The following is a 19,366-nucleotide window of genomic DNA, read 5'->3' on the forward strand; positions in this document are numbered from 1 at the left end:
TTTAATTATTCCCGTGATTTATAACCACAAACATCTGGTAGTCCGCATCGCCGGTCAAACTTTTTAGTTTCTGCATGTCTCCGGCCATAATGGCGGCGATCTCTTCATCCGTCAGACCATGCTGACGCATGACACCTTCAGGATCTTTTTTGTACGCCTCTAAAAGGGTAGCATCCTCACCCAACTTTTTTAGAAAGTCCGTTAACTTTGACATAATACAGTTCCTTTTATGTTGATAAGAGCATGGTTTAAAAAATCTGCTTCACTTCGGAGCACAATTTATCAGGCCAAATCCCCCGGGGTTAACCCAAGACGTTGCAGCACTTCCATGTTGTACTCCAGCTTTCTCGCCGGAGGTATCAATAAGGTACTTGCCGGCGTTAATTTTACCCAAGGCAACTGACTCAAGGGCACTCGAGTAATTCTGGGCGCCTGAACAGGCAAGTTTGCAGCTTCATATATAATCACTTCATGTTCAGGGCGATACCATTCCTGAAGTTGCTCCACCAGCACCTGCAACCTATCAGACGAGGTATGAAACTGAGTGAGCGTATGCTCACCTGCCAAAGCTATCTGCCAAAGCAACAAATGGCAACTTGGGTCTGGAACGTGTCTGAAAAACATAAACTGGCTGGCTTCAAAACTTTGATGGCCAGAGGTACCGGGATCAATACCGAGATCAGCCCAAAGGCAAGCCTCGGCTGAAATCCCGGGCTCCATCAAAGCTTCAAAACCTTCTTCACGAGCCTGTTGAATTGCCATATGGGGTACGCAAGCAAATACACCGGGATGACCGTAAAATGCACCCACTACTTTTTTGCCATTCCGGACTTGTTCAAGCATGGCTGCAACCATTTGTCGGTATGTGATACGACGATTCTTGACCTCACCATTCCTGCCATAAAACTGTTGCAGATTAACGACATTGGGATTAAGCCCTTCAACCCAGCGCTGATGAAAACCATCGGGCATTAAGCTAAATACAACATCAGCATGTTCAAGATAGCTCCTGGCAATCACACTAACCTGCCCCGCAAGTTTCAATCCCGTTCCCACACATACCAAAGAGCCATTTTTAATCACCTGGATATCCTTCCCAACTTCAGGCAAACATTGCCATAGATGTATACGATGTTAACCCCAGTTAGCAATCGGCCAAGCGGACAAATTTTCAAACTGCCACAATGAATAATCAAGTTCCACAAATTCTGAATCTTTAATGTACTTTGGCCTCGTAGAACCACATTTATCCATCATTAGTATGAAGACTATTTTTCACCCCACAGTGGAACCCGGCGCCCTCACGGGAGTCGAATGCCTAAATTGACCGCCAGATAATGCCGGCGCTTGTCAGTTAACCCATAGCTTGGGTATGATGGCCGGCAGTTTTTATGGAAGTAGCCTGAATAATGTTGATTAAAAAGCAAAGTCTGACCCTGTTGGGGGCCGTTGCGCTCTCGCTGTCCCTGAGCGCCTGCAGTGCATTTGACTGGCTGGTGTACAAGCCGGATGTGCCGCAAGGCAACTATATGGAAACCCAGCAGGTTGAAAAGCTGCGTATCGACATGACCAAAGAGCAGGCTGAATATGTGCTCGGACGTCCTGTGTTGCGGGACAGTTTTTCCGATGACACCTGGTATTACGTGTACCACTTCAAGAGCGGTCGTGACGCCAGTATCATTCACAAAGAGCTGATCCTGCGCTTCGTTGATGGCAAGTTGGCCAAGGTCGATGGTGACTATGAGCTGAGCCCTGAATTTAACACGCCGCTGGAAAAAAGCAGCTTACCTACAACTAGTCAGGATGTGGGTGAGCCTCTGGTACCAGCCGCCCGAGGCGATGAAAAGCCCCTGGTACAAGAAAAAAATAATGCGCCTAAGCCAATGAAAAAATTCTGATAGCTGATTAGTCAAATCAATAAATAAAAAAGCGCCCAAGGGCGCTTTTTTATTTGGATTCTGTTCCTGGGGTAGAGGAATAACTAAAAAAGTATCAGGAAACCCGGCCGCCAGTCACCTTACTGGCCCGGCCTTCGTCCTTGGCCTTTTCCGCCCGCTTGCGCCGCACATCCTTGGGATCGGCAATCAGTGGCCGGTAGATTTCCACCCTTTGCCCCGGTTGCAATACCTCATCATGTTTGGCTATTCGGCTGAATACCCCGAGCTTTACCGTTTCCAGCTCTATCTCGGGAAAGAAAGCACAGATATTACTTTGGCGCACAGCCTCAATAAAGGTGGTGCCCGGCGTCACCATGATATGCACCACTTTCTGCTGTTGCGGTAAGGCATACACTACATCGACCGGAAATTGTTCTTGTTCATTACTCATGGGGTATATACCACCTTTGCCCGACTGGTAAACGCAGTCACCATGGACGCGGCCAAATCTTTAAAAACCTTGCCAAATGCCAACTCGGTCAGACCGTTGGAAAACTCAAAATCCAGTTCAAACTCCACCTTGCAGGCATCTTCCGCAAGTTCGGTAAAACGCCAGTGACCGGTCAAATGTTTGAAGGGACCATTTTCCAGCTGCAGACTGATCTGCCTGTCCGGTACGACCTGATTGCGGGTGGTAAAGGTTTTGCTTATGCCGGCCTTGCTGACATCAACCGAAGCCAACATGGTCTGACCGTCAAATTCCAGCACCCGACCACCAACACAGCCTGGAAGAAATTCCTTATATGATTCAACATCATTAATAAGTTCGTACATCTGTTTGGCGCTGAACCTGACCAGCACACTGCGGGAGATTTTCGGCATCCGTCCTGACTTCACTCTTCTGCGCTTAAAACTTAGGTGCGGAATTTTACCACGCCAGCCCTAAGATCCTGCAAGATTAAAGCCGTTTATCGGCGGACAAAAATGCAACAACAAGCAACCGCACCTCGCAAAGCCACTAAATAATCCCGGTCTGGCAATTCCAAATTGGCGGCCCGTGGGTATAATAGCCGGCCTATGGTAAAGAAAAACTCCAAAAAATCCGCCACTCCGGCGCAAATCGCGAAAAATAAACGCGCGACCTTTGAATACCGTTTCGACGAAAAATTCGAGGCCGGCCTGTCCCTGATGGGCTGGGAAGTCAAATCCATCCGTGTCGGCAAGATAAACCTGTCGGACAGCTTCGTACTGCTCAAAAACGGTGAAGCCTTCCTGCACAACTGCCACATCACCCCGCTGAACACGGCATCCACCCATGTGATCTGCGATCCGACCCGGCCGCGCAAGCTGCTGCTCAATCGCAAGGAACTCGACCGCCTCGCCGGCCTGGTGGAACGCCAGGGTTATGCCATAGTGCCGATTTCCATGTACTGGCGCAAAGGCGCCTGGGTCAAGGTAGAGATAGGTCTGGGTAAAGGTAAGAAAGAACACGACAAGCGCGAAGACACCAAACAGCGCGAGTGGGCCATCGAAAAAGCCCGTGTCATGAAGAACAAATAAGCTGTTTATTTTCGAACGTAAAACAAACAGTTGATTGGTACTGCCAAATAATGCCTTGGTAAACCGGGCGCCATGGGAGTACAATCAAACCATCTTGGGGGCGATTCTGGATTCGACGGGATTCGCGAAACTCCGGGAGCATGCCGAGGGGCGGTTGGCCTCGTAAAAAGCCGCACAGTTATAGTTGCAAACGACGATAACTACGCTCTGGCCGCTTAATTAGCGCCAGCCATCTACCACAGGTCTCGCACATGGGCAGTGGATTTGATGGTCACCTTACATAGTGCTAGCGAGGGAACCTTGTCTGGGGGTGAACCGCGAAACAGTTCCAGGCTCACCGTTAGGAATCCTGTCTTTCGGAGTTCGAGCGGTTAAACAATAGAAAGACTAAGCATGTAGCGCCTTGAGCGTAGGTTTTTCGGACGCGGGTTCAAGTCCCGCCGCCTCCACCAAAAACCAGAACTAAGACGTCCTAGGACGTCTTTTTTCTTGTCCTTAAAAACATAAAATCAATAACTTACAGAAAATCAGCGTCTTTTACTGTCCGTTTTAGTCCGAAGAAAACCGCTTGTCAAAGGTACACGAATAGGTACACTGGATAAAATTCACCCAATGCCGTGTACCTAAAATGGCCAGAATGACAACCAAGCTCAGTGATACAGCAGTCAAGAACGCGAAGCCTCAAGAGCGTGAATATCTTCTGTTCGACGGGGATGGGCTCAGGTTAAGGGTCACCCCCTCTGGCACAAAGCTCTGGCTGTTTAATTACACCAAACCACACACAAAAACCCGATCAAACCTCAGCCTTGGCAATTATCCCCAAGTTTCTCTGGCACAGGCACGCAAAAAAGTGCTGGAAGCCAAGGAACTGCTAGCGGAAGGCATTGACCCCAAACAGCAGCGAGACCAAGACGCTGCAGCAAAAGCCGCCATTGAAGAACATACCTTTGAGAAGGTCGCGGCAGACTGGTTTGAGCGAAAGAAAGACGACATCACTGAAGCACACGCCAATTCCACCTGGAACTCATTGGCGCTGCATGTATTGCCGGCACTGGGCAAACTGCCTGTCAGTCAAGTCAGTGCCCCTCAGGTAGTAAAAATGCTGCGACCCATTGAGGCCAAGGGCAGCCTTGAAACCGTAAAGCGGCTCACCCAGCGTATCAATGAAATCATGACCTATGCGGTGAACACCGGGCTGATCCACGCGAACCCCTTGTCCGGGATAAAAGCAGCGTTCAAAAAGCCCAAGAAGCAAAACATGGCCGCGCTTTCCCCTGCTGAACTGCCTCTGCTGCTACACGCCCTCAGCGAAGCCAATATCAAAAAGGTCACCCGCGGCCTGATCTTCTGGCAACTGCATACCATGACCCGCCCCAACGAAGCTGCCGGCACCAGATGGGCAGAGATTGATGAAGAAGCAAGGCTTTGGACCATCCCGGCCGAACGGATGAAGATGCGCCGCGAACATGTAATTCCGCTCAGCGATGAGGCCATGGCCATTTTGGCAACGATCAAACCCTTGAGCGGTCATCGGGAATACGTCTTTCCATCCGATATAGATCCCAAAACCCACACCCATGTGCAAACTGCCAACATGGCCTTAAAGCGTATGGGACTGCAGGGCCGAACCACTGCCCACGGATTGCGAGCTTTGGCCAGTACCACACTCAATGAACAAGGCTTCGATTGGGACGTGGTAGAAGCTGCACTGGCCCACACAGACAAGAATCAGGTACGTAGCGCCTACAATCGCGCGTCTTACCTTGAAAGGCGCCGAGAAATGATGTGCTGGTGGAGTAATTTCATTCAGGAAGTTGCCAGAGGAACTCGGACAATCCCTTACCCACAAGCCAAATTGAGGGCCATATGAACAATCGGCAAAAATTGCGAAAACATAACATTGCACCAGTTGACAGGGAAAGACTGCACAGCCTTGGATTCACAGATGATGTCGAAAATGACCGGCTTAAAACAAAGGTGCGCGCCTATCCTTTGACCAAGGGCGAAATGTCCGAAGCGCACAAATATCTTGATGACATCAAATCAAAGTTCGAAGACACATTAAATTTGTACCTCAGGCTTCTTACACATGAACCAGGAATAGCAGCTGATCTGGCTCACATTCACCAACAACTACAGCGTGATGGCAATCCAGGGTATCTAAGTACCACTTCTCAAGATTGGCCAAGTTTGGAAAATGACGAATCTGCACAGATATTGAGCAATTTAACAAGCGGCCTCTTAAGAAACATAAAGGCAATTGAGATATACCATGCCCAAAGAACCAGCCGCTCACTAGTGCAGCTTGGGGACATCATCATGGAGAAAAAAATTACCAGCGGAAAAGAAAGGATGTTTGGCATACTGATTGATGCCTGGTACAGGGTACACCCTGAAGGCCAAGGTTCTTTGCCAGATGAATTTTTTGAATTTGTGGCAATCATGGTGGAAAGTTCAGATGCTCCGGGTAGCCAACCTCCTGACCCTGACAAAATGGAGCAGTGGTATAAGGAAGCCATCCGTGAAGATTTGAAAACTGGTGATTGCATACGGTTTCCAGTCAATACCATCCACCACCCCGATGGCACTATGTCTTATTGTCGGACCATTCCAGCCCATAAAATAAAAGACCCGGATAATTTGCCCGATAACATCCTGAAGGTCCATGCGGCAGATGGTTCCCCCATTTACTGGGAGTTTCAGTCACGTCTTGATTTTTAAGTCTGAAAAATCTTGCGCAGTGCTACTAAATCAGGATGTACCGCTTAGTAGCACAATAATTTTAACTTTTTAAAGCAGCAATCCATTAGCCGTTACAGTTCACGCCTTTGGATTTAGCCTGTAGAGAAAGCACTGCAGTATCCAACAGAAATAAGATGTTAATAACATCAGCCTCTTGTTGAATAACCCGCCGAACCCAACACCCATAATCACACCGACAAGTCAAGTGTAAAAACAGCGAAAAATTGTGATTTTTTATCCGTGATTCTGCGTTCTCATTCTCCGATTATCCCAGGTGTGAACTTTTTCACGGTCCAATAAGAGGGGAAAACGTATGAAAATGTCTCAAAACGACCGAATCATTAGGAAGCCCGAAGTGATGGCATTGCTAGGGCTCAGTAAGAGCACCGTGCATGAAAGGATCAACGCCGGCCTACTGCTACCACCATTTCAACTGGGGTGTCGCGCAGTAGGTTGGCTCGAAAGCGAAATTCTCCAGCTTATGGTGGCAATGGCTGCAGGCATATGCGATGAACTGCTGGTGGATTTAAATCAATACTTACTGGAGGAACGTCAAAGGTTATGGGCTGAACTACGCAAATGACCATGATCAGCCATGAATGGGGACAAGGACAGTCCCTGTCATGGGCATAGCTGACGTACAGCAATGGTCATTAAAACCCCTGCTCATACAGCAAAGGAAACAACTACTGGTTTTTTACCCCGAATATTGTGCCACAGATCCTATGTAACCCATTGACGAGCATTAATTCTAGCAGTGCATTGTGCCTCAGGCCAAAGGGGGTAATTGATATTATCTAGGCCGCAGATCTTAGATCGTATTTTATCAATCGAGATCCAGGATCCTTCTCAAAATAGCCACTGCATGGAAGGCATTCAAGAATGGGCATTTCACATTCAGACTATTTTCCTGGTGGCGATCTGTATTGGAAGGTGAACAACAAGCCGTCAGGTTTTTACCCACATATATTGCGGGCCATGTTTGACCAGGTGTTTGCATTTCTCTGTTATCACAGCCGGTTGTTTGCAGTGCGCTATGATCTCCACCAGCCCAGCTTTACCGCAGATAATCAGCGCATGACGACCTTCATACGCAGACTCAGCAAACAGCTCAATACACGATACGGTTTTAAGTATATTGGCTATGTGTGGGTTCGGGAGCAGGTTACTGGCCAAGGGCAACACTACCACCTACTGCTACTGTTGGATGGCAAATTGGTCCAGCATCCTCAAAGAATAACGGAAATTTGTCGACAAATTTGGCAGGACATGAGTGGTACGCTGTACGTACCAGACAGTCCCTACTACAACATCAAACGCAGTGATCAGCATACCCTGGCTAAACTGCTTTTTCGGCTGAGTTACTTCGCAAAGGCCAAAGACAAGGACCGTAACCCGACATACACCAACAACTACGGCCGCAGCCGAATAAAACCAAAGCTTGGATGGCAGTATGCCCCCAGCTCACCTGCGCTGTTCTCATAACGGTCTCTGCTGGTGGCCCTTTTTCATCTTCCAAGCCACCAGTAATTTGAAATTTTAAGGTACAAAATGAAGTCGAATTCAGGATGCTCAATGCTGGAATTGCCCCGGAGTTTTCGACACTCTAAAAACGGACAGCAAGCACAGTCATCGGACCAAAATGGATGCCAAAAGGTAGTGAAATCTGGATGTTACAACTAGGTAAAACTAGGTAACTTTTAATGGTGCTGTCACCTAACCACTTTTGAATGAGCAAGATCTCAACACCTATACAAGTAACTGACAAGCCTGGAATTGCGCCTTAAAGACGTATGACCTAGGCTAGCGAAGCTTCGGCCTGCCGATAAAAATGCCCATCAGGCAAAATACTTGCTAAATCAAAAGGCACCAACTCCTTTGCCTCTGGGGCTTTGATTTACTCAACAACATCATTGGCGATTGTAATAAACTGCAAATCCATCAATCTTTACTATGCTTATTGCTATGAAATAAGCTATGCCATTTGCCAACAAGGAAGGCCCATAATGAATCAGAGAATTCAATTGCTTTTTATTGTAATCATTACATATGCACAGCTCACCGCTTGTTCTCAGTTCAACAGTATTAATGGACATGATGACCAATCATTTCAACAGTCAGTTTCATCTATTGCGTTATCGCTTAACGATAAGCAGAGACATTCATTTTTATCGGCTCTTGATCTAATCATTGCCTACAAGAGTGGGGGGCTGGCAAGCAAAGATTCTCCAGGTGCAGAAATTAGGATTTCGCTTCATGGAATGACTTTGCAACAAGTTCTAAATGAAGCAGATAAAATTAAGACAAAACTTGCCAATACCCAAAAGGATGATCTATGTCTAAAAATTGCAACTGAATATAATGACATAAATATAAGTTACGAAACTGAAGAAGACTTGAATAATGAGAGAGAAAAACATGATAAAACTGCATTCATATGGACAGACGAATATAAAAGCGAGTGGTTTGACGGTCCTAGAGAGCGGCGAAGAATCCTTTCTGAACAACTAACTAAAATTACTAACAAACAAACCGCAGAAAAGCTATTCCTCCTAATCAATAGTTATAAAAAATCTCTTAGTAGCTACATGATTAATCTGCAAATGAAAAGACTTTTAACTGATGAAAAAGGAAACTACCTTTTATCGAGTTTTGAGGAAAAAAATAAAAAGCTAGAAATAGAGTTTTTGAGATCGATAATAAGCATCAACAATGCCTTGCCTAACCTCTCCAAACCAATTCAACCTGTATGTTCCCTAGATTGTTGGGAAGAAATGAGCCATTTGGACGGGGACCCAATTCCATTTGACCTTTCGGACAAAATGGCGAAATTGAAAAAGTGATATGAATTATTTAAGTGCATTAGTCAAGACTAATGCTGCTCAAAACTCACGCTAACGTTTAAAAGGCTGTTCATTGTGATGCTGCATGTACCACTGAAAACTTTCAATCTAGGCAATTTTAAGCCAGCAGTCCTAAAAATGCCCTACACCACAATGTAATCGGGCTAACGATGGCCTCCAAAGGGGTTGCTGAAAGCAGCTCGGTTAACCCCAGTTGATGCCGGGCGGCGATGTAGAGGCAAATGATGTCACCAAGGCCATCTTTGTATTGTTGGAAGGCATTGCCCTTTAACGTGTTCGCCCGTTAATACCCGGAATCCTGGCTGAGAAAACGCTTCTGAGTCACGTAGAGGTGAGTACAGCAAATCGGGCAGGCATTGGCCTTACCTTTAAAACCGGTGAACTCCTTGCCACAAACACATTTGCAGCGCACCAGCTTGTTGGGGTCAATACTAGAGGCTTTTGTATGGTGCTCTGTCACAGCCGCTAAAAGGTCTCCCAACTCCACATCGTCAGGTGTTGGGCTGCCAACTAATTTCTGCTCTTCAAGCGCTGCATCAATCAGTTGATGCTTTTTGGCGAGGCGTTCATCCTCTCTGGGATGGTATAGCCAAAACTTTGCCCGAGTGCCGGTGTTGAGCCAGCCCAGCAGCTGCGCTTTAGCACTGCCAAGCACGCCCCCTTCGGCCATGGGGTCACGATAAAAGTGGTGGGATAAGACCTCAAGGTCCAACAGTATCGCACCAGCGCCCATTTGCCGCAGCAGACGTTTCTCTATCGGGAAAGTGCGCCCCTGGTACACGAAATACACTATCAATGACGCCTCAGGGAATTCATACAGAGCATCAACCTTGTGCCCCATAAAGTCGGCATCCACGGTCAGCTTCCCCATTGCCGGGGTTAAAACGACCTCTTTGGCACACTTAACTTCAGGCTTGAAGCGGTGCTGCAACACCGGGGGAACAGTGACGTGAATGAGATACTCAGGCACGGTTAACCCGGCGCCTTCATTCAGCAGCTGGTGCGCCATCATCCTGAGCGACACTTCAAAGGAGTACTCGCAATCGACTATTTCTTCTTTGGGGATATTGCGGGTATGGTGGGAAAAGTGCCATTCGCGCTCATCGCCATGGCGGGCAGACAAGCGCAAACCACAGGAGGGACAAATACAGCCACACGCCAGACCACGCTCAACCTCGGCGACATCTTTCCAGTCGCCGGTCGCTTCATCCTTTCCGAAGGGTACGCCAAATTTCATCTCTGCCATCCTTAGCACGCTTAAGTCCTGTTATTCTGAATGCCTATCACCGTCTACGCTTAGTTACTGTATGCACAAAATCACAAGTGCCTTTAATCAGGATGGATGACACTTCCACTTACATCCGTGATAAAAGGCGTTCCAGCGCCGTTATTACCCAATACAATCGGAAAAGCAACAATCAACGATGTTTGAATACTATCACCATAAAACATCTTATCCTCATGATTCGTACCAGAAACAACGCAGCTCATCTCGGCTTCCCAGCGATTCAATGACACGTTGAAATTGACCGAATTCACTTGATAGTCACTGATCTCATCGAAATAGGCATTTGTCTCAGCCATGGGCCCACTAAGACCATCACTTTGAAAAACATCAACTTGGTTATCTTCGAAATATGAAATGGCTTCATCCTCTAAGGATTCGCTAGATATTAATCTACAATGCTCAACAGTTTCAAACAATGTAACTAGATAGTCAAACAGCTGGTTTTCATCTATAGAAATAGTGCTATCAGACTCCACTAAATCCTGTAGTTCCGAGAGAAAATATTCATGATCATAAATAACAACCGACAAGTCTTTCAGCGCATTTAAATTAAAACCCTTGTCTTTTAATATTGAACTTTTTGAATCGAATCCGAACGCAATTTCAATTGCTCTCCTCATGATCTCAACTTTTAACACAACACCATCATTCACCAGTATTTCTGACATATTTTCAAGATATTCATATAGCGTTGGAAATTGAGCTGATATGATTTGGTTATCATGAAACGCTTTTGCTCGTTCATGAGCTTGTCTCTCACGCTCATCCACAAGCCTTTGCTTTTCCAGCTCCATTTCAGCTTTAGCAGCCTCCGCTTTAGCCTTTTCTGCTAGTGCAGATTTAGCTTCTGCTTCAGCCCTAGAAGAATCAGCATCAGCAGCTACTTTCTTAGCTTCAGACTCCTTTTGTTCTATATCGGCTTTTATTTTTCGACCGATGTAGTCATTATCCGGATTAGACTTGTACCTTTCTTCATTTAATTTAAAAAGCTTCTTTTCCTTTTCTATATCAGTATCTACTACTTCGTTATACCTCAACAACTCTGCATGTCGCCTGAATTTTTGGGTGATTACATTTAAATATGGGAGCCCAAAAACATAGATAAGAGCGGCTACAAATGGCCAAAGCCAAAACTGATAGTCAGAAAAACTATTTGAATCTTGAAACGCTTGCAACCTTGCACTGAGACTTTCATCGCCCCAGAACAACAACAAGAACTTGTCCCAGTTGAATAATAGCCAAGCACTTAAAAATGCCCCAATCACTGGACTGGTGACTTTAACTTGATTATCCTTTAACCAACTTGAAATTATGTCATTCATTATTTATTCCAACATGTTTATTTCTATACGTGCTGTTCTAAAATCGCATCGGTGAGCTTGAGCTGGGTTTGCTGACTGTCGCTGAGGCGTTGTTTGAGTTGGTCGCAGATGGCCATTAGTTCATCGACTTTAGCTACAATGGCTTTTTGTTCTTTCTGTGGAGGGAAACTAACCAAAAAACTTCTTATAAGAGAAAGATTTAGATTCCCTTGTGATACTCCTTTACCTAAAGTATTTCTCTCTGAGAAGCCCCGGCCGATAGGTGAGTTGAGCCAAATAGCGAGGTATTTGGAATAAACCGCATTCCTATGGGGTTTAAGCAGTCCCGTACTTACGTATATTGCAAACTCCAAGTCAGTGTCAATAACAGCCGCTTCCCCAATACCTGCACCAACACGAGACAATAGAATATCCCCAAATTCAGGCTTCCGACTTTTAATATATAATTGATAATGCTCCTCAGATACGTAGCGACAAAATTCCGGCATGAATCTGAATGGTTTTACACACTGTGCCGAAACAAATGGACGCCCTCTATCTGTATATTTTGGCGTCTGGTGAGTACCATCTGTTATCAGTGAACACAGATCTTGCATATATGCAAAAGCCCAACCCTCAGGTATGGGGAAGGGTTTCTCGTCCTCGGTGATGGCGGGGAGCGGTTTGTCTTTTTTGATTTTTTTCTCTTTCACCAAACGCGCTTTTTCGGCGGCGATGCGCTCGAGCAGCTTGGCGGCGGGTTCATAGTCGGGACTGTTTCTCGCCTCGCGGCTGGCTTGGGGCACCAGCTTACCCATGACCGCCAGTTGCAGTATGGTCTGCTTTAAGGCGTCGATGCTGGCTTCGGTGGTAAACAGGGTATCGAAATGGTCGCTAATGCGGGCCCAGTTGGCCATGAAGTCATCGGCAGCAGAATTTATTAGCGAATCCAACAGGACGGTGACCAGCTGCTGGTGGGCCTCGATGCTGGCTTCGGTTTGCTGCTCCAGCTGATCGCATAGCGCCATCAGCTCTTCGACTTTAGCGACGATGCGGTGTTGTTCTTCGAGGGGGGGAACTGGTAGTAGAAGTGTAAGAACTGAACTGGTATTCAATTCAACTTGTTTGGTCGAACCCGATACGAGAGATTTCTCATGATCCGGTTCTATTCTACTTTGAATGCCAGGGGCTGCAACATAACACTTTAAAAAGTCCGAACTAACGCCCAATGGCCTAATTACAGTGACGTGCGAGTCGGCAACGATCTTTGCGCCAAGTGTATCCTTCAGCACATTTATTCGACCTACGGTACCCGTTCCCGTGGAGTTCCACAATAAATCGCCTGATTGTAAAAAACGCTCTTCTTGATAACCACCTAATGAAGAGTCCTCAATGAATCTCGCTTGTGAAATATCAAAACCTGACCATTGAATACACTTCTGAGAAACCACCTTGACCACACCACAGTCAGCATACGATGGTCCTTTGCCTCGTTGAATATATGAGCTTAGAGACTGAAAGTGACACCACTCCCATCCCTCCGGCAGCGCAAACGGCTTCTCGTCTTCACCAATTTCTGGCAACGCCTTGGGCTTTTTGACCTTGCCTTCTTTCACCAACTGCGCCTTTTCAGCAGCAATCCGCTCAAGCAGCTCAGACGCTGGCTCGTCCGTTGGATCCTGAGGCACCAGCTTGCCACGCACGGCCAGCTCCAAAATCAGCTCGCGCAGCTTTTTGATACCGTAAAGATCGATTTTCTTGCCACTGCCACGGCCGGAGGCGGACTTGGCTTGAATAGCAGAAGTCCAGATATCGATATGGTCGATAATTGCTCCTGCATGATCGACATTCACGCCATCCATGGCGCTCGCAGTTATAAGCTTCTCGACTGACATCAGTTGAACTCTCCTTGAGTGCCGGAGCTGAGCGCCTTACCGAGAATGTCTTTCAGCTGGGTGCGCAGCGCGCTTATCTCCTGCTGCTGGGCGGCAAAGCGGGCGAGCAGTTCATCTGGGTCATGGCTTTCGACCTCACCGACATGGGGGTTTTTGATGTCGAGATTGAAGTTACGCTCGATAAGGGTGTCGATGCTGACCTTCCAGGCGTGCTCATTCTCGACCCGGGCGGCAAAACCGTCGGCCTCGTCGCCCCACCACTGGATTTCGGCTTCAAACTCTTCAAACTTCATCGGCTTGGTTTTGCTGTAATTTTTAACGCCGTCCGGATAGGGGTGCTCGTAGAACCAGACGTCTTTGGTGGGCGCTCCCTTGGTGAAGAACAGGATATTGGTTTTGATGCCGGTGTAGGGGTTAAACACGCCGTTTGGCAGGCGCACTATGGTGTGCAGGTTACAGCTGTCACAGAGCAGCTTTTTGATTTTGGTTTTAACGCCTTCGCCAAATAGGGTGCCGTCCGGCAGGACCACTGCGGCGCGGCCCTTGTCAGCCAAGACTTCGATAATGAGCTGCAGGAACAGATCGGCGGTTTCGCGGGTTTGCATGTCGGCCGGGAAGTTCTTTTCGATGCCATCTTCTTCGGTGCCGCCAAAGGGCGGGTTGGTGATGATGACATCGACATCGTTATCCCAGCTGGATAGCGGCTGGCTTAAGGTATTGCCGTGTTTGATTTGCACCGGAACCTCGATGCCGTGCAGCAGCATGTTGGTGGTACACAGGAGGTGCGGCAGCTGCTTTTTCTCAACGCCGTGGATTTGCTGCTGCAGTAACTGATGCTCGGCGGCGGTATTTACCTGGGCTTTAAGGTGCTCGACCGCGCAGGCGAGAAAGCCGCCGGTGCCGCAGGCCGGGTCCATGATTTTTTCGCCAAGCTGTGGGTTAATGCGATTGACCATAAACTTGGTGACGGCGCGAGGGGTATAGAACTCACCGGCATTACCGGCGCTTTGCAAGTCGCGCAGGATTTGCTCGTAGATGTCGCCAAACAGGTGGCGTTCGCTGGAGTCGGTAAAATCGACCTCGTTGAGCTTGTTGATCACCTGGCGCAGCAGAGTGCCGTTTTTCATGTAGTTGAAGGCATCGCTGAAGGCTTCTTTAACCACATAACCGCGGGGGTTGGTGTCTTTGGGGGCGGTTAAGTTTTTCAGGTCTACAAACAGCTCGTTGTTGATGAATTCCAGCAGTTCATCGCCGGTAATGCCTTCTTTGTCTTCGGCCCAGTTACGCCACAGATACTCGCTGGGGATGGGTAAGCGGTAGTCGTCCTGCTCAAATTCCAGTTCCTGCTCCTGGGCATCAAATATCTTGAGAAACAGCAGCCATGAAAGCTGACCGAGGCGCTGGGCATCACCATCGACGCCGGCATCTTTGCGCATGATGTCCTGGATGGATTTAATAACGGAACTGATGGACATAAATGAAATCTCTGAATACCTGAAAATGCTTGGGATAGTAGCAAAATAGTGGCGGCAGTACACTGATGCAGACTCGAATTTGGGGATACACAGCAGAAGCTTGGCGATTAAAAAATCAGCTTGCAGCAAGCGGTTAACGCAAGGCTTCACAAAATCTGGTTATCGCGGCCACAAAGCCTGTGCAAGGGGTAAAACTTTGTGCTTAAATGCGCGCCACAACAACTCATTAACAGGGACGAGAGTGAGCAATGATTATTGAATGCCCCCACTGCAAACACGACAACGAAATAGAACAGGCCGAACAAATCCGCTGCATCAAGTGCGAGAAGGACTATAAGGGATTTACCTTTTCAAAGCGCAAATGGCTTGCCACTGGAACCATTATCGTTGGCGTGGCCTTTGGTATTCATACAGGGAAAGAGCACCTGCTGCACGACAATACCGATCGCTACCCCTTGGAAGTGGAATATGCCTTTTTAGACAGCTGCGTTAATGCCAGCAATAACCTGCACACCATCAGTGGCTATCAGAATAAACGTGAGCGCTGTGTATGCGCCATGACCAAGACGCAAAAGAAAATCAGCTACGCTGAGGCCAGTAAAAATCCAAACAGCTTTAAGGTATTGTTCGAGACTTACGCCCGTAGCTGTAGTTAAATAAAAAGCCCACCATAAATGGCAGGCTTTTCAGTTCAGCAGTGATTAACGCTTAGGAGTATTACCACGGCCCGGGCCGGACGGATTACCGGTTTTGCTGGGGTAGTTTGGGTTATTGGCACGTAATGATGGCTTGATAAATTCTACGGCTTTCATGGTTATCTCCTTATTTACCGGCTTTTTGGTTTTTTGCCGCCGCGCGATCGGCGCGTGCTGAGAACGAGTCTTTACCCACCTTACCACCGTTTTGCTTCGCTTCATTTGACTTAATGCGAGCAGCGGCTTCAGGAGTCATTGGGGTTTTATTGTTGGACATGTTCAATTCCTTATATTGAGTTAATTGGGTGTCTTCGCTAAGACAGGCACAGAATCGCACAGGGACCGGGGACAAATGGGGACAGCGCAAGAGCAACAAAGACGAAAGCGAAAACAAATTAAAGAAATATTGAACAAGTTACAGCTGAGCATCCCGAACTTTGCCGGACTGGTTTACGAGGCACTTTATGTAGACGACTGTGGCGATTTTGGCGTGAGTAATACGGATGAAGAGCGCAAATTTGCAGGAAAAATAAAAAAGCAGCTAAGCCGCTCCACTACCCCCGAGGCGTTGCTGGATAAATACCTTGAAGTGCTGATCCAGCAGCCGGGTTATGAAGCGTTAAAGCTTGGGTATATTCAGAGCCGCTATGTGCCCCACCCTTGTTTAAGTGATGAATTAACAGAGGTTATGACCCAGCTTTCTGCCGAGCTGGACACGCGGGCAGAGCTGGATTGAACCTGAGCAGCAGAGCGTAATGACATAACATCAGCCGGCTGACTGATAGATAGCAGCCTCCAGCTCGCTGATGGCCTTTTCGTAATCCGCAGGCGCACCAAAACCCTTTTTAACAATCTCCATGGGGCGCCCCAGTTCAGTAAAGGGCGCCACCTTCAATACCTGACGGTTTTCAATCTCCTGCACCCCGGCATCGGCATACTTGTCGAGCAGGCTGCTTAGCACTTGTTGGGCTGTCTCTGAGTATTTGGTGAAGTAATTGCGCTTTTTCACCTGCTCGGCGCGCTCGCGGCGGGTGAGTGGCGGCTGGTCGTAGACCACATGGCAGATAAGGTCGAAAGGGTCCATCTCTTTGCCAACCTCTTGCTCGAGCAGCTCCCACACCACGCCCTGATTGGCCAGCTCATCAATCACGGCCTGCTTACGCTCGGCGCTTTGCCAGCGCCTGACAAACTCATCCATGGAGGCAAACTGCCTGGACAGGGCTTTGCGGGTATAGTCTTTGAACGACTCGGTCACCAGTTTACCGTCGGTATCGTAGTACTGCACCCGCTCAGCAAGGGTCGTTACTGCCACACCGTTGACATGGTATTTGCGAATTTTGTCTTCGCTGTCCCAGTCATCGCCTTTGCCCTGGTTGTTTTGTGCAGCGTCAGGCTTATAGCTTGATGGAGGCTCCTGGATGGAGTTGGCATCTATGTCTTCGCCTTCAAACATTGAAGCTGGGTCTGTAGCTGCCGAATCAACATCATCTTCCGAAATACCGTTTAAGCCTTCTTCGGTGTCGAAGTCTTCCGGCTTGACCTGCTTAACCCGCTCGGGAGTGCCGTCGAAGCGCTCATCGGCAAAGAGTTCGGTGGCCTTTTTGAAATCAAGAATGGTGAACCACAGCTTGTTGTATTTATCGTCGATACGGGTGCCACGGCCGATGATCTGCTTGAACTTGGTCATGGATTGGATGGATTGGTCGAGCACCACCAGCTTACAGGTTTTGGCGTCCACGCCTGTGGTCATCAGCTCGGAGGTTGTGGCAATGACCGGATAGGCTTTTTTGGGGTTGATGAAGTTATCAAGCTGGCCCTTGCCGATTTCATCATCGCCGGTGATTTTCATCACGTACTTGTCGTTTTTAGCCACCTGTTCGGGATTGAGGTTTACCAACGCCCGGCGCATACGCTCGGCATGATCGATGTCATTACAAAAGACGATGGTTTTTGCCATGGGATCGGTGCGCTTCAAATACTGGGTGACGGTTTTGGCCACCAGCTCAGTACGCTCATCAATGACAAGGGTGCGGTCCATGTCCTTTTGGTTGTAGATACGGTCTTCGATTTCGTGCCCGGCTTTATCCAGCTGACCTTTGCTTGGCCGCCAGCCCTGCACATCCACATCGATATCGACACGGATCACCTTGTAAGGCGCAAGGAAGCCATCCTCAATGCCCTGCTTGAGAGAATAGGTATAAACCGGGTCGCCAAAGTATTCGGTGTTGGAAACTTCGTCGGTTTCTTTTGGGGTGGCGGTAAGGCCAATTTGGGTGGCGCCTGAGAAATACTCGAGTATTTCACGCCAGGCGCTGTCTTCAGCGGCGCTGCCACGGTGACACTCGTCTACAACGATGAGGTCAAAGAAATCCGGTGCCACTTGCTTGTAGGCCTTTTGATGTTCTTCAGGCCCGGTGAGCGCCTGATAGAGCGCGAGATGAATTTCATAGGCCGGATCGACGGTTCTGCCGGTAACCTTGGTCATGGCCGGACCGAAGGGCTGAAAGTCGTTGGTTTTGGTTTGATCGACCAAAATGTTGCGGTCGGCAAGAAACAGGATCCGCTTTTTGGCGCGGGATTTCCACAAACGCCAGATGATTTGAAAGGCGGTGTAGGTTTTACCTGTGCCTGTTGCCATCACCAGCAGCACCCTGTCCTGTCCTGCGGCAACTGCCTCTACGGTTTTGTTGATGGCCTGCAGTTGATAATAGCGGGGTGATTTGCCACTACTGTCGGGATGATACTCCTGGGTGATAACCGGCAGATGCTCTGTTTTGTAGCCTTTCCAGGTGCAGTATTTGTCCCAAAGCTGCGCCGGAGTGGGGAAGTCTTCCAGAGTGATGGTAGTTTCGAGGGCCGAGGAATTGGTTTTATCGTGGAAGACAAAACCGTCGCCGTTAGAGGCAAATATGAAGGGCACTTCCAACAAGGCAGCATAATCCAGCCCCTGCTGCATCCCCTTGCCGATTTCGTGCTTATTGGCTTTGGCCTCGATTACCGCAAGCGGCATTGAGGGCTTGTGATACAGCACAATATCGGCAGATTTTACTTTCCGCCTGGCGGCTGCCTGACCACGCACAATAACCTTGCCATCACGCAGTTTTACCTCTTGGCGGATTTGCGTCATATCGTTCCAACCGGCTTGCTTGACGGCCGGCAAGATGAACTTGGAAATGATATCGGCTTCGGTTAATGAGGCTTTGTGCATGATGGCATCCACTATCGTCCATGGGTTGGAATGTGTTTGGATTCTCGCACAAAGTTGCAGACTCAGGTAGCCGTAAACCTGAGTTATTTGACCTAAGACAATGGGATAGGATTATCCAGGTGAATACCAGCTTGCGCAGTCGATTGCGAATGCGTGTAGACCGGGCGCAGCCACTCATGGGGAAAATTAATACACGTCATCACTTGGAAGCGGCAAATGAAAAGAATTGACTCAGAGAGAATGCCAAATTAGATTGAATCGGAACACCAAACCGCGATTCACCAGTGTGAGACTGAATTGGCATTTATGGAGAGTATGGGAAGAGCCCGAAATCCAGGCTTGGCCGCTTTGCCATGGACTATAGCAAGAAGCTTAGTTGTGAATCCTGATTGAAAGCGTCCCATAAGGGAGCTTTCGCCACCGTTTGAGCAGCCATGAGCCGACGGGGGCATCTATTCAGG

The 19,366-nt window shown here is 48.1% G+C and carries 19 protein-coding genes and 1 other RNA gene; 10 read left to right on the plus strand and 10 right to left on the minus strand.

Going from position 1 to position 19,366, the window contains the following annotated elements:
* Window position 1: 1 nt before the first annotated feature.
* Together JYB84_RS12170 and JYB84_RS12175 are read right to left on the minus strand one after the other, a co-directional pair.
* Window positions 2-214, minus strand: a complete 213-nt coding sequence (locus tag JYB84_RS12170) for a hypothetical protein (protein WP_207320336.1) — start codon at window positions 212-214, stop codon at window positions 2-4.
* 68 nt (window positions 215-282) lie between these two features.
* A complete protein-coding gene (locus JYB84_RS12175) occupies window positions 283-1,089 on the minus strand; it encodes an SAM-dependent methyltransferase (protein WP_407696036.1) in 807 nt (268 codons plus the stop codon).
* Between the two features lie 320 nt (window positions 1,090-1,409).
* On the opposite strand from JYB84_RS12175, the gene JYB84_RS12180 reads away from it, so the two are divergent.
* Window positions 1,410-1,898, plus strand: coding sequence for an outer membrane protein assembly factor BamE (locus tag JYB84_RS12180; RefSeq protein ID WP_207320337.1), 489 nt, complete (start codon window positions 1,410-1,412; stop codon window positions 1,896-1,898).
* A gap of 94 nt (window positions 1,899-1,992) precedes the next feature.
* Here the strand turns inward: JYB84_RS12180 and JYB84_RS12185 are convergent, their stop codons facing one another.
* Both JYB84_RS12185 and JYB84_RS12190 read right to left on the minus strand, forming a co-directional pair.
* Window positions 1,993-2,328 (minus strand): RnfH family protein, encoded by a 336-nt coding sequence (locus tag JYB84_RS12185; protein ID WP_207320338.1) that lies wholly within the window; start codon window positions 2,326-2,328, stop codon window positions 1,993-1,995.
* The gene (locus JYB84_RS12190) at window positions 2,325-2,759 is read right to left on the minus strand and encodes an SRPBCC family protein (RefSeq protein WP_207320339.1); all 435 of its coding nucleotides are present in this window, start codon (window positions 2,757-2,759) and stop codon (window positions 2,325-2,327) included. The genes JYB84_RS12185 and JYB84_RS12190 overlap by 4 nt, the downstream gene beginning before the upstream one ends.
* A gap of 195 nt (window positions 2,760-2,954) precedes the next feature.
* Between JYB84_RS12190 and smpB the strand changes: the two genes are divergently transcribed.
* From smpB to JYB84_RS12225, 7 genes are all read left to right on the plus strand, one after another.
* The gene (gene smpB, locus JYB84_RS12195; RefSeq protein ID WP_207320340.1) at window positions 2,955-3,437 is read left to right on the plus strand and encodes an SsrA-binding protein SmpB; all 483 of its coding nucleotides are present in this window, start codon (window positions 2,955-2,957) and stop codon (window positions 3,435-3,437) included.
* A 96-nt stretch (window positions 3,438-3,533) separates the two neighbouring features.
* Window positions 3,534-3,889: a transfer-messenger RNA gene (ssrA, locus tag JYB84_RS12200) on the plus strand.
* Window positions 3,890-4,065: 176 nt separating this feature from the next.
* Window positions 4,066-5,307: an integrase domain-containing protein gene (locus JYB84_RS12205; protein WP_207320341.1), complete on the plus strand. Its 1,242-nt coding sequence runs from the start codon at window positions 4,066-4,068 to the stop codon at window positions 5,305-5,307.
* Entirely contained in the window at window positions 5,304-6,158 is an 855-nt protein-coding gene (locus tag JYB84_RS12210) for a hypothetical protein (protein ID WP_207320342.1), read from the plus strand. The genes JYB84_RS12205 and JYB84_RS12210 overlap by 4 nt, the downstream gene beginning before the upstream one ends.
* 334 nt (window positions 6,159-6,492) lie before the next feature.
* Window positions 6,493-6,762, plus strand: coding sequence for a helix-turn-helix transcriptional regulator (locus tag JYB84_RS12215; RefSeq protein ID WP_228290765.1), 270 nt, complete (start codon window positions 6,493-6,495; stop codon window positions 6,760-6,762).
* A gap of 299 nt (window positions 6,763-7,061) precedes the next feature.
* Window positions 7,062-7,664, plus strand: a complete 603-nt coding sequence (locus JYB84_RS12220; protein WP_207320343.1) for a YagK/YfjJ domain-containing protein — start codon at window positions 7,062-7,064, stop codon at window positions 7,662-7,664.
* A gap of 521 nt (window positions 7,665-8,185) precedes the next feature.
* A complete protein-coding gene (locus tag JYB84_RS12225) occupies window positions 8,186-9,022 on the plus strand; it encodes a hypothetical protein (RefSeq protein ID WP_207320344.1) in 837 nt (278 codons plus the stop codon).
* A gap of 304 nt (window positions 9,023-9,326) precedes the next feature.
* Here the strand turns inward: JYB84_RS12225 and JYB84_RS12230 are convergent, their stop codons facing one another.
* The 4 genes from JYB84_RS12230 to JYB84_RS12245 form a co-directional block, all read right to left on the minus strand.
* On the minus strand, window positions 9,327-10,280 hold the full coding sequence (locus JYB84_RS12230) for a competence protein CoiA family protein (protein WP_207320345.1): 954 nt from the start codon (window positions 10,278-10,280) through the stop codon (window positions 9,327-9,329).
* A 92-nt stretch (window positions 10,281-10,372) separates the two neighbouring features.
* The gene (locus tag JYB84_RS12235; protein ID WP_207320346.1) at window positions 10,373-11,653 is read right to left on the minus strand and encodes a hypothetical protein; all 1,281 of its coding nucleotides are present in this window, start codon (window positions 11,651-11,653) and stop codon (window positions 10,373-10,375) included.
* Between the two features lie 23 nt (window positions 11,654-11,676).
* The gene (locus JYB84_RS12240; RefSeq protein ID WP_207320347.1) at window positions 11,677-13,527 is read right to left on the minus strand and encodes a restriction endonuclease subunit S; all 1,851 of its coding nucleotides are present in this window, start codon (window positions 13,525-13,527) and stop codon (window positions 11,677-11,679) included.
* The gene (locus tag JYB84_RS12245) at window positions 13,527-15,002 is read right to left on the minus strand and encodes a type I restriction-modification system subunit M (RefSeq protein WP_207320348.1); all 1,476 of its coding nucleotides are present in this window, start codon (window positions 15,000-15,002) and stop codon (window positions 13,527-13,529) included. Before JYB84_RS12245 ends, JYB84_RS12240 begins: the two co-directional genes overlap by 1 nt.
* A 248-nt stretch (window positions 15,003-15,250) precedes the next feature.
* Here JYB84_RS12245 and JYB84_RS12250 point away from each other — a divergent pair, with 248 nt between their 5' ends.
* A complete protein-coding gene (locus tag JYB84_RS12250; RefSeq protein ID WP_207320349.1) occupies window positions 15,251-15,658 on the plus strand; it encodes a hypothetical protein in 408 nt (135 codons plus the stop codon).
* A gap of 166 nt (window positions 15,659-15,824) precedes the next feature.
* On the opposite strand, the gene JYB84_RS12255 is transcribed toward JYB84_RS12250, so the two are convergent.
* Window positions 15,825-15,974: a hypothetical protein gene (locus tag JYB84_RS12255; protein ID WP_207320350.1), complete on the minus strand. Its 150-nt coding sequence runs from the start codon at window positions 15,972-15,974 to the stop codon at window positions 15,825-15,827.
* A gap of 75 nt (window positions 15,975-16,049) precedes the next feature.
* On the opposite strand from JYB84_RS12255, the gene JYB84_RS12260 reads away from it, so the two are divergent.
* A complete protein-coding gene (locus JYB84_RS12260; RefSeq protein ID WP_207320351.1) occupies window positions 16,050-16,433 on the plus strand; it encodes a hypothetical protein in 384 nt (127 codons plus the stop codon).
* A gap of 30 nt (window positions 16,434-16,463) precedes the next feature.
* On the opposite strand, the gene hsdR is transcribed toward JYB84_RS12260, so the two are convergent.
* Window positions 16,464-18,905, minus strand: coding sequence for an EcoAI/FtnUII family type I restriction enzme subunit R (gene hsdR, locus JYB84_RS12265; RefSeq protein ID WP_207320352.1), 2,442 nt, complete (start codon window positions 18,903-18,905; stop codon window positions 16,464-16,466).
* Between the last annotated feature and the right edge of the window lie 461 nt (window positions 18,906-19,366).

Origin of the sequence: Shewanella cyperi (assembly GCF_017354985.1) — a bacterium.
Taxonomy (GTDB): Bacteria; Pseudomonadota; Gammaproteobacteria; order Enterobacterales; family Shewanellaceae; genus Shewanella; species Shewanella cyperi.

Excerpts from the sequence above, each read along its gene's own strand:
- JYB84_RS12225 (WP_207320344.1), top strand. The coding sequence starts at position 8,186 with ATGAATCAGAGAATTCAATTGCTTTTTATTGTAATCATTACATATGCA.
- JYB84_RS12250 (WP_207320349.1), top strand. The coding sequence starts at position 15,251 with ATGATTATTGAATGCCCCCACTGCAAACACGACAACGAAATAGAACAG.
- JYB84_RS12185 (WP_207320338.1), bottom strand. The coding sequence starts at position 2,328 with ATGAGTAATGAACAAGAACAATTTCCGGTCGATGTAGTGTATGCCTTA.
- JYB84_RS12205 (WP_207320341.1), top strand. The coding sequence starts at position 4,066 with ATGGCCAGAATGACAACCAAGCTCAGTGATACAGCAGTCAAGAACGCG.
- JYB84_RS12210 (WP_207320342.1), top strand. The coding sequence starts at position 5,304 with ATGAACAATCGGCAAAAATTGCGAAAACATAACATTGCACCAGTTGAC.
- JYB84_RS12170 (WP_207320336.1), bottom strand. The coding sequence starts at position 214 with ATGTCAAAGTTAACGGACTTTCTAAAAAAGTTGGGTGAGGATGCTACC.
- JYB84_RS12255 (WP_207320350.1), bottom strand. The coding sequence starts at position 15,974 with ATGTCCAACAATAAAACCCCAATGACTCCTGAAGCCGCTGCTCGCATT.
- JYB84_RS12245 (WP_207320348.1), bottom strand. The coding sequence starts at position 15,002 with ATGTCCATCAGTTCCGTTATTAAATCCATCCAGGACATCATGCGCAAA.
- JYB84_RS12230 (WP_207320345.1), bottom strand. The coding sequence starts at position 10,280 with ATGAAATTTGGCGTACCCTTCGGAAAGGATGAAGCGACCGGCGACTGG.
- JYB84_RS12220 (WP_207320343.1), top strand. The coding sequence starts at position 7,062 with ATGGGCATTTCACATTCAGACTATTTTCCTGGTGGCGATCTGTATTGG.
- JYB84_RS12190 (WP_207320339.1), bottom strand. The coding sequence starts at position 2,759 with ATGCCGAAAATCTCCCGCAGTGTGCTGGTCAGGTTCAGCGCCAAACAG.
- JYB84_RS12180 (WP_207320337.1), top strand. The coding sequence starts at position 1,410 with ATGTTGATTAAAAAGCAAAGTCTGACCCTGTTGGGGGCCGTTGCGCTC.
- hsdR (WP_207320352.1), bottom strand. The coding sequence starts at position 18,905 with ATGCACAAAGCCTCATTAACCGAAGCCGATATCATTTCCAAGTTCATC.
- JYB84_RS12215 (WP_228290765.1), top strand. The coding sequence starts at position 6,493 with ATGAAAATGTCTCAAAACGACCGAATCATTAGGAAGCCCGAAGTGATG.
- JYB84_RS12260 (WP_207320351.1), top strand. The coding sequence starts at position 16,050 with ATGGGGACAGCGCAAGAGCAACAAAGACGAAAGCGAAAACAAATTAAA.
- smpB (WP_207320340.1), top strand. The coding sequence starts at position 2,955 with ATGGTAAAGAAAAACTCCAAAAAATCCGCCACTCCGGCGCAAATCGCG.
- JYB84_RS12235 (WP_207320346.1), bottom strand. The coding sequence starts at position 11,653 with ATGAATGACATAATTTCAAGTTGGTTAAAGGATAATCAAGTTAAAGTC.
- JYB84_RS12240 (WP_207320347.1), bottom strand. The coding sequence starts at position 13,527 with ATGTCAGTCGAGAAGCTTATAACTGCGAGCGCCATGGATGGCGTGAAT.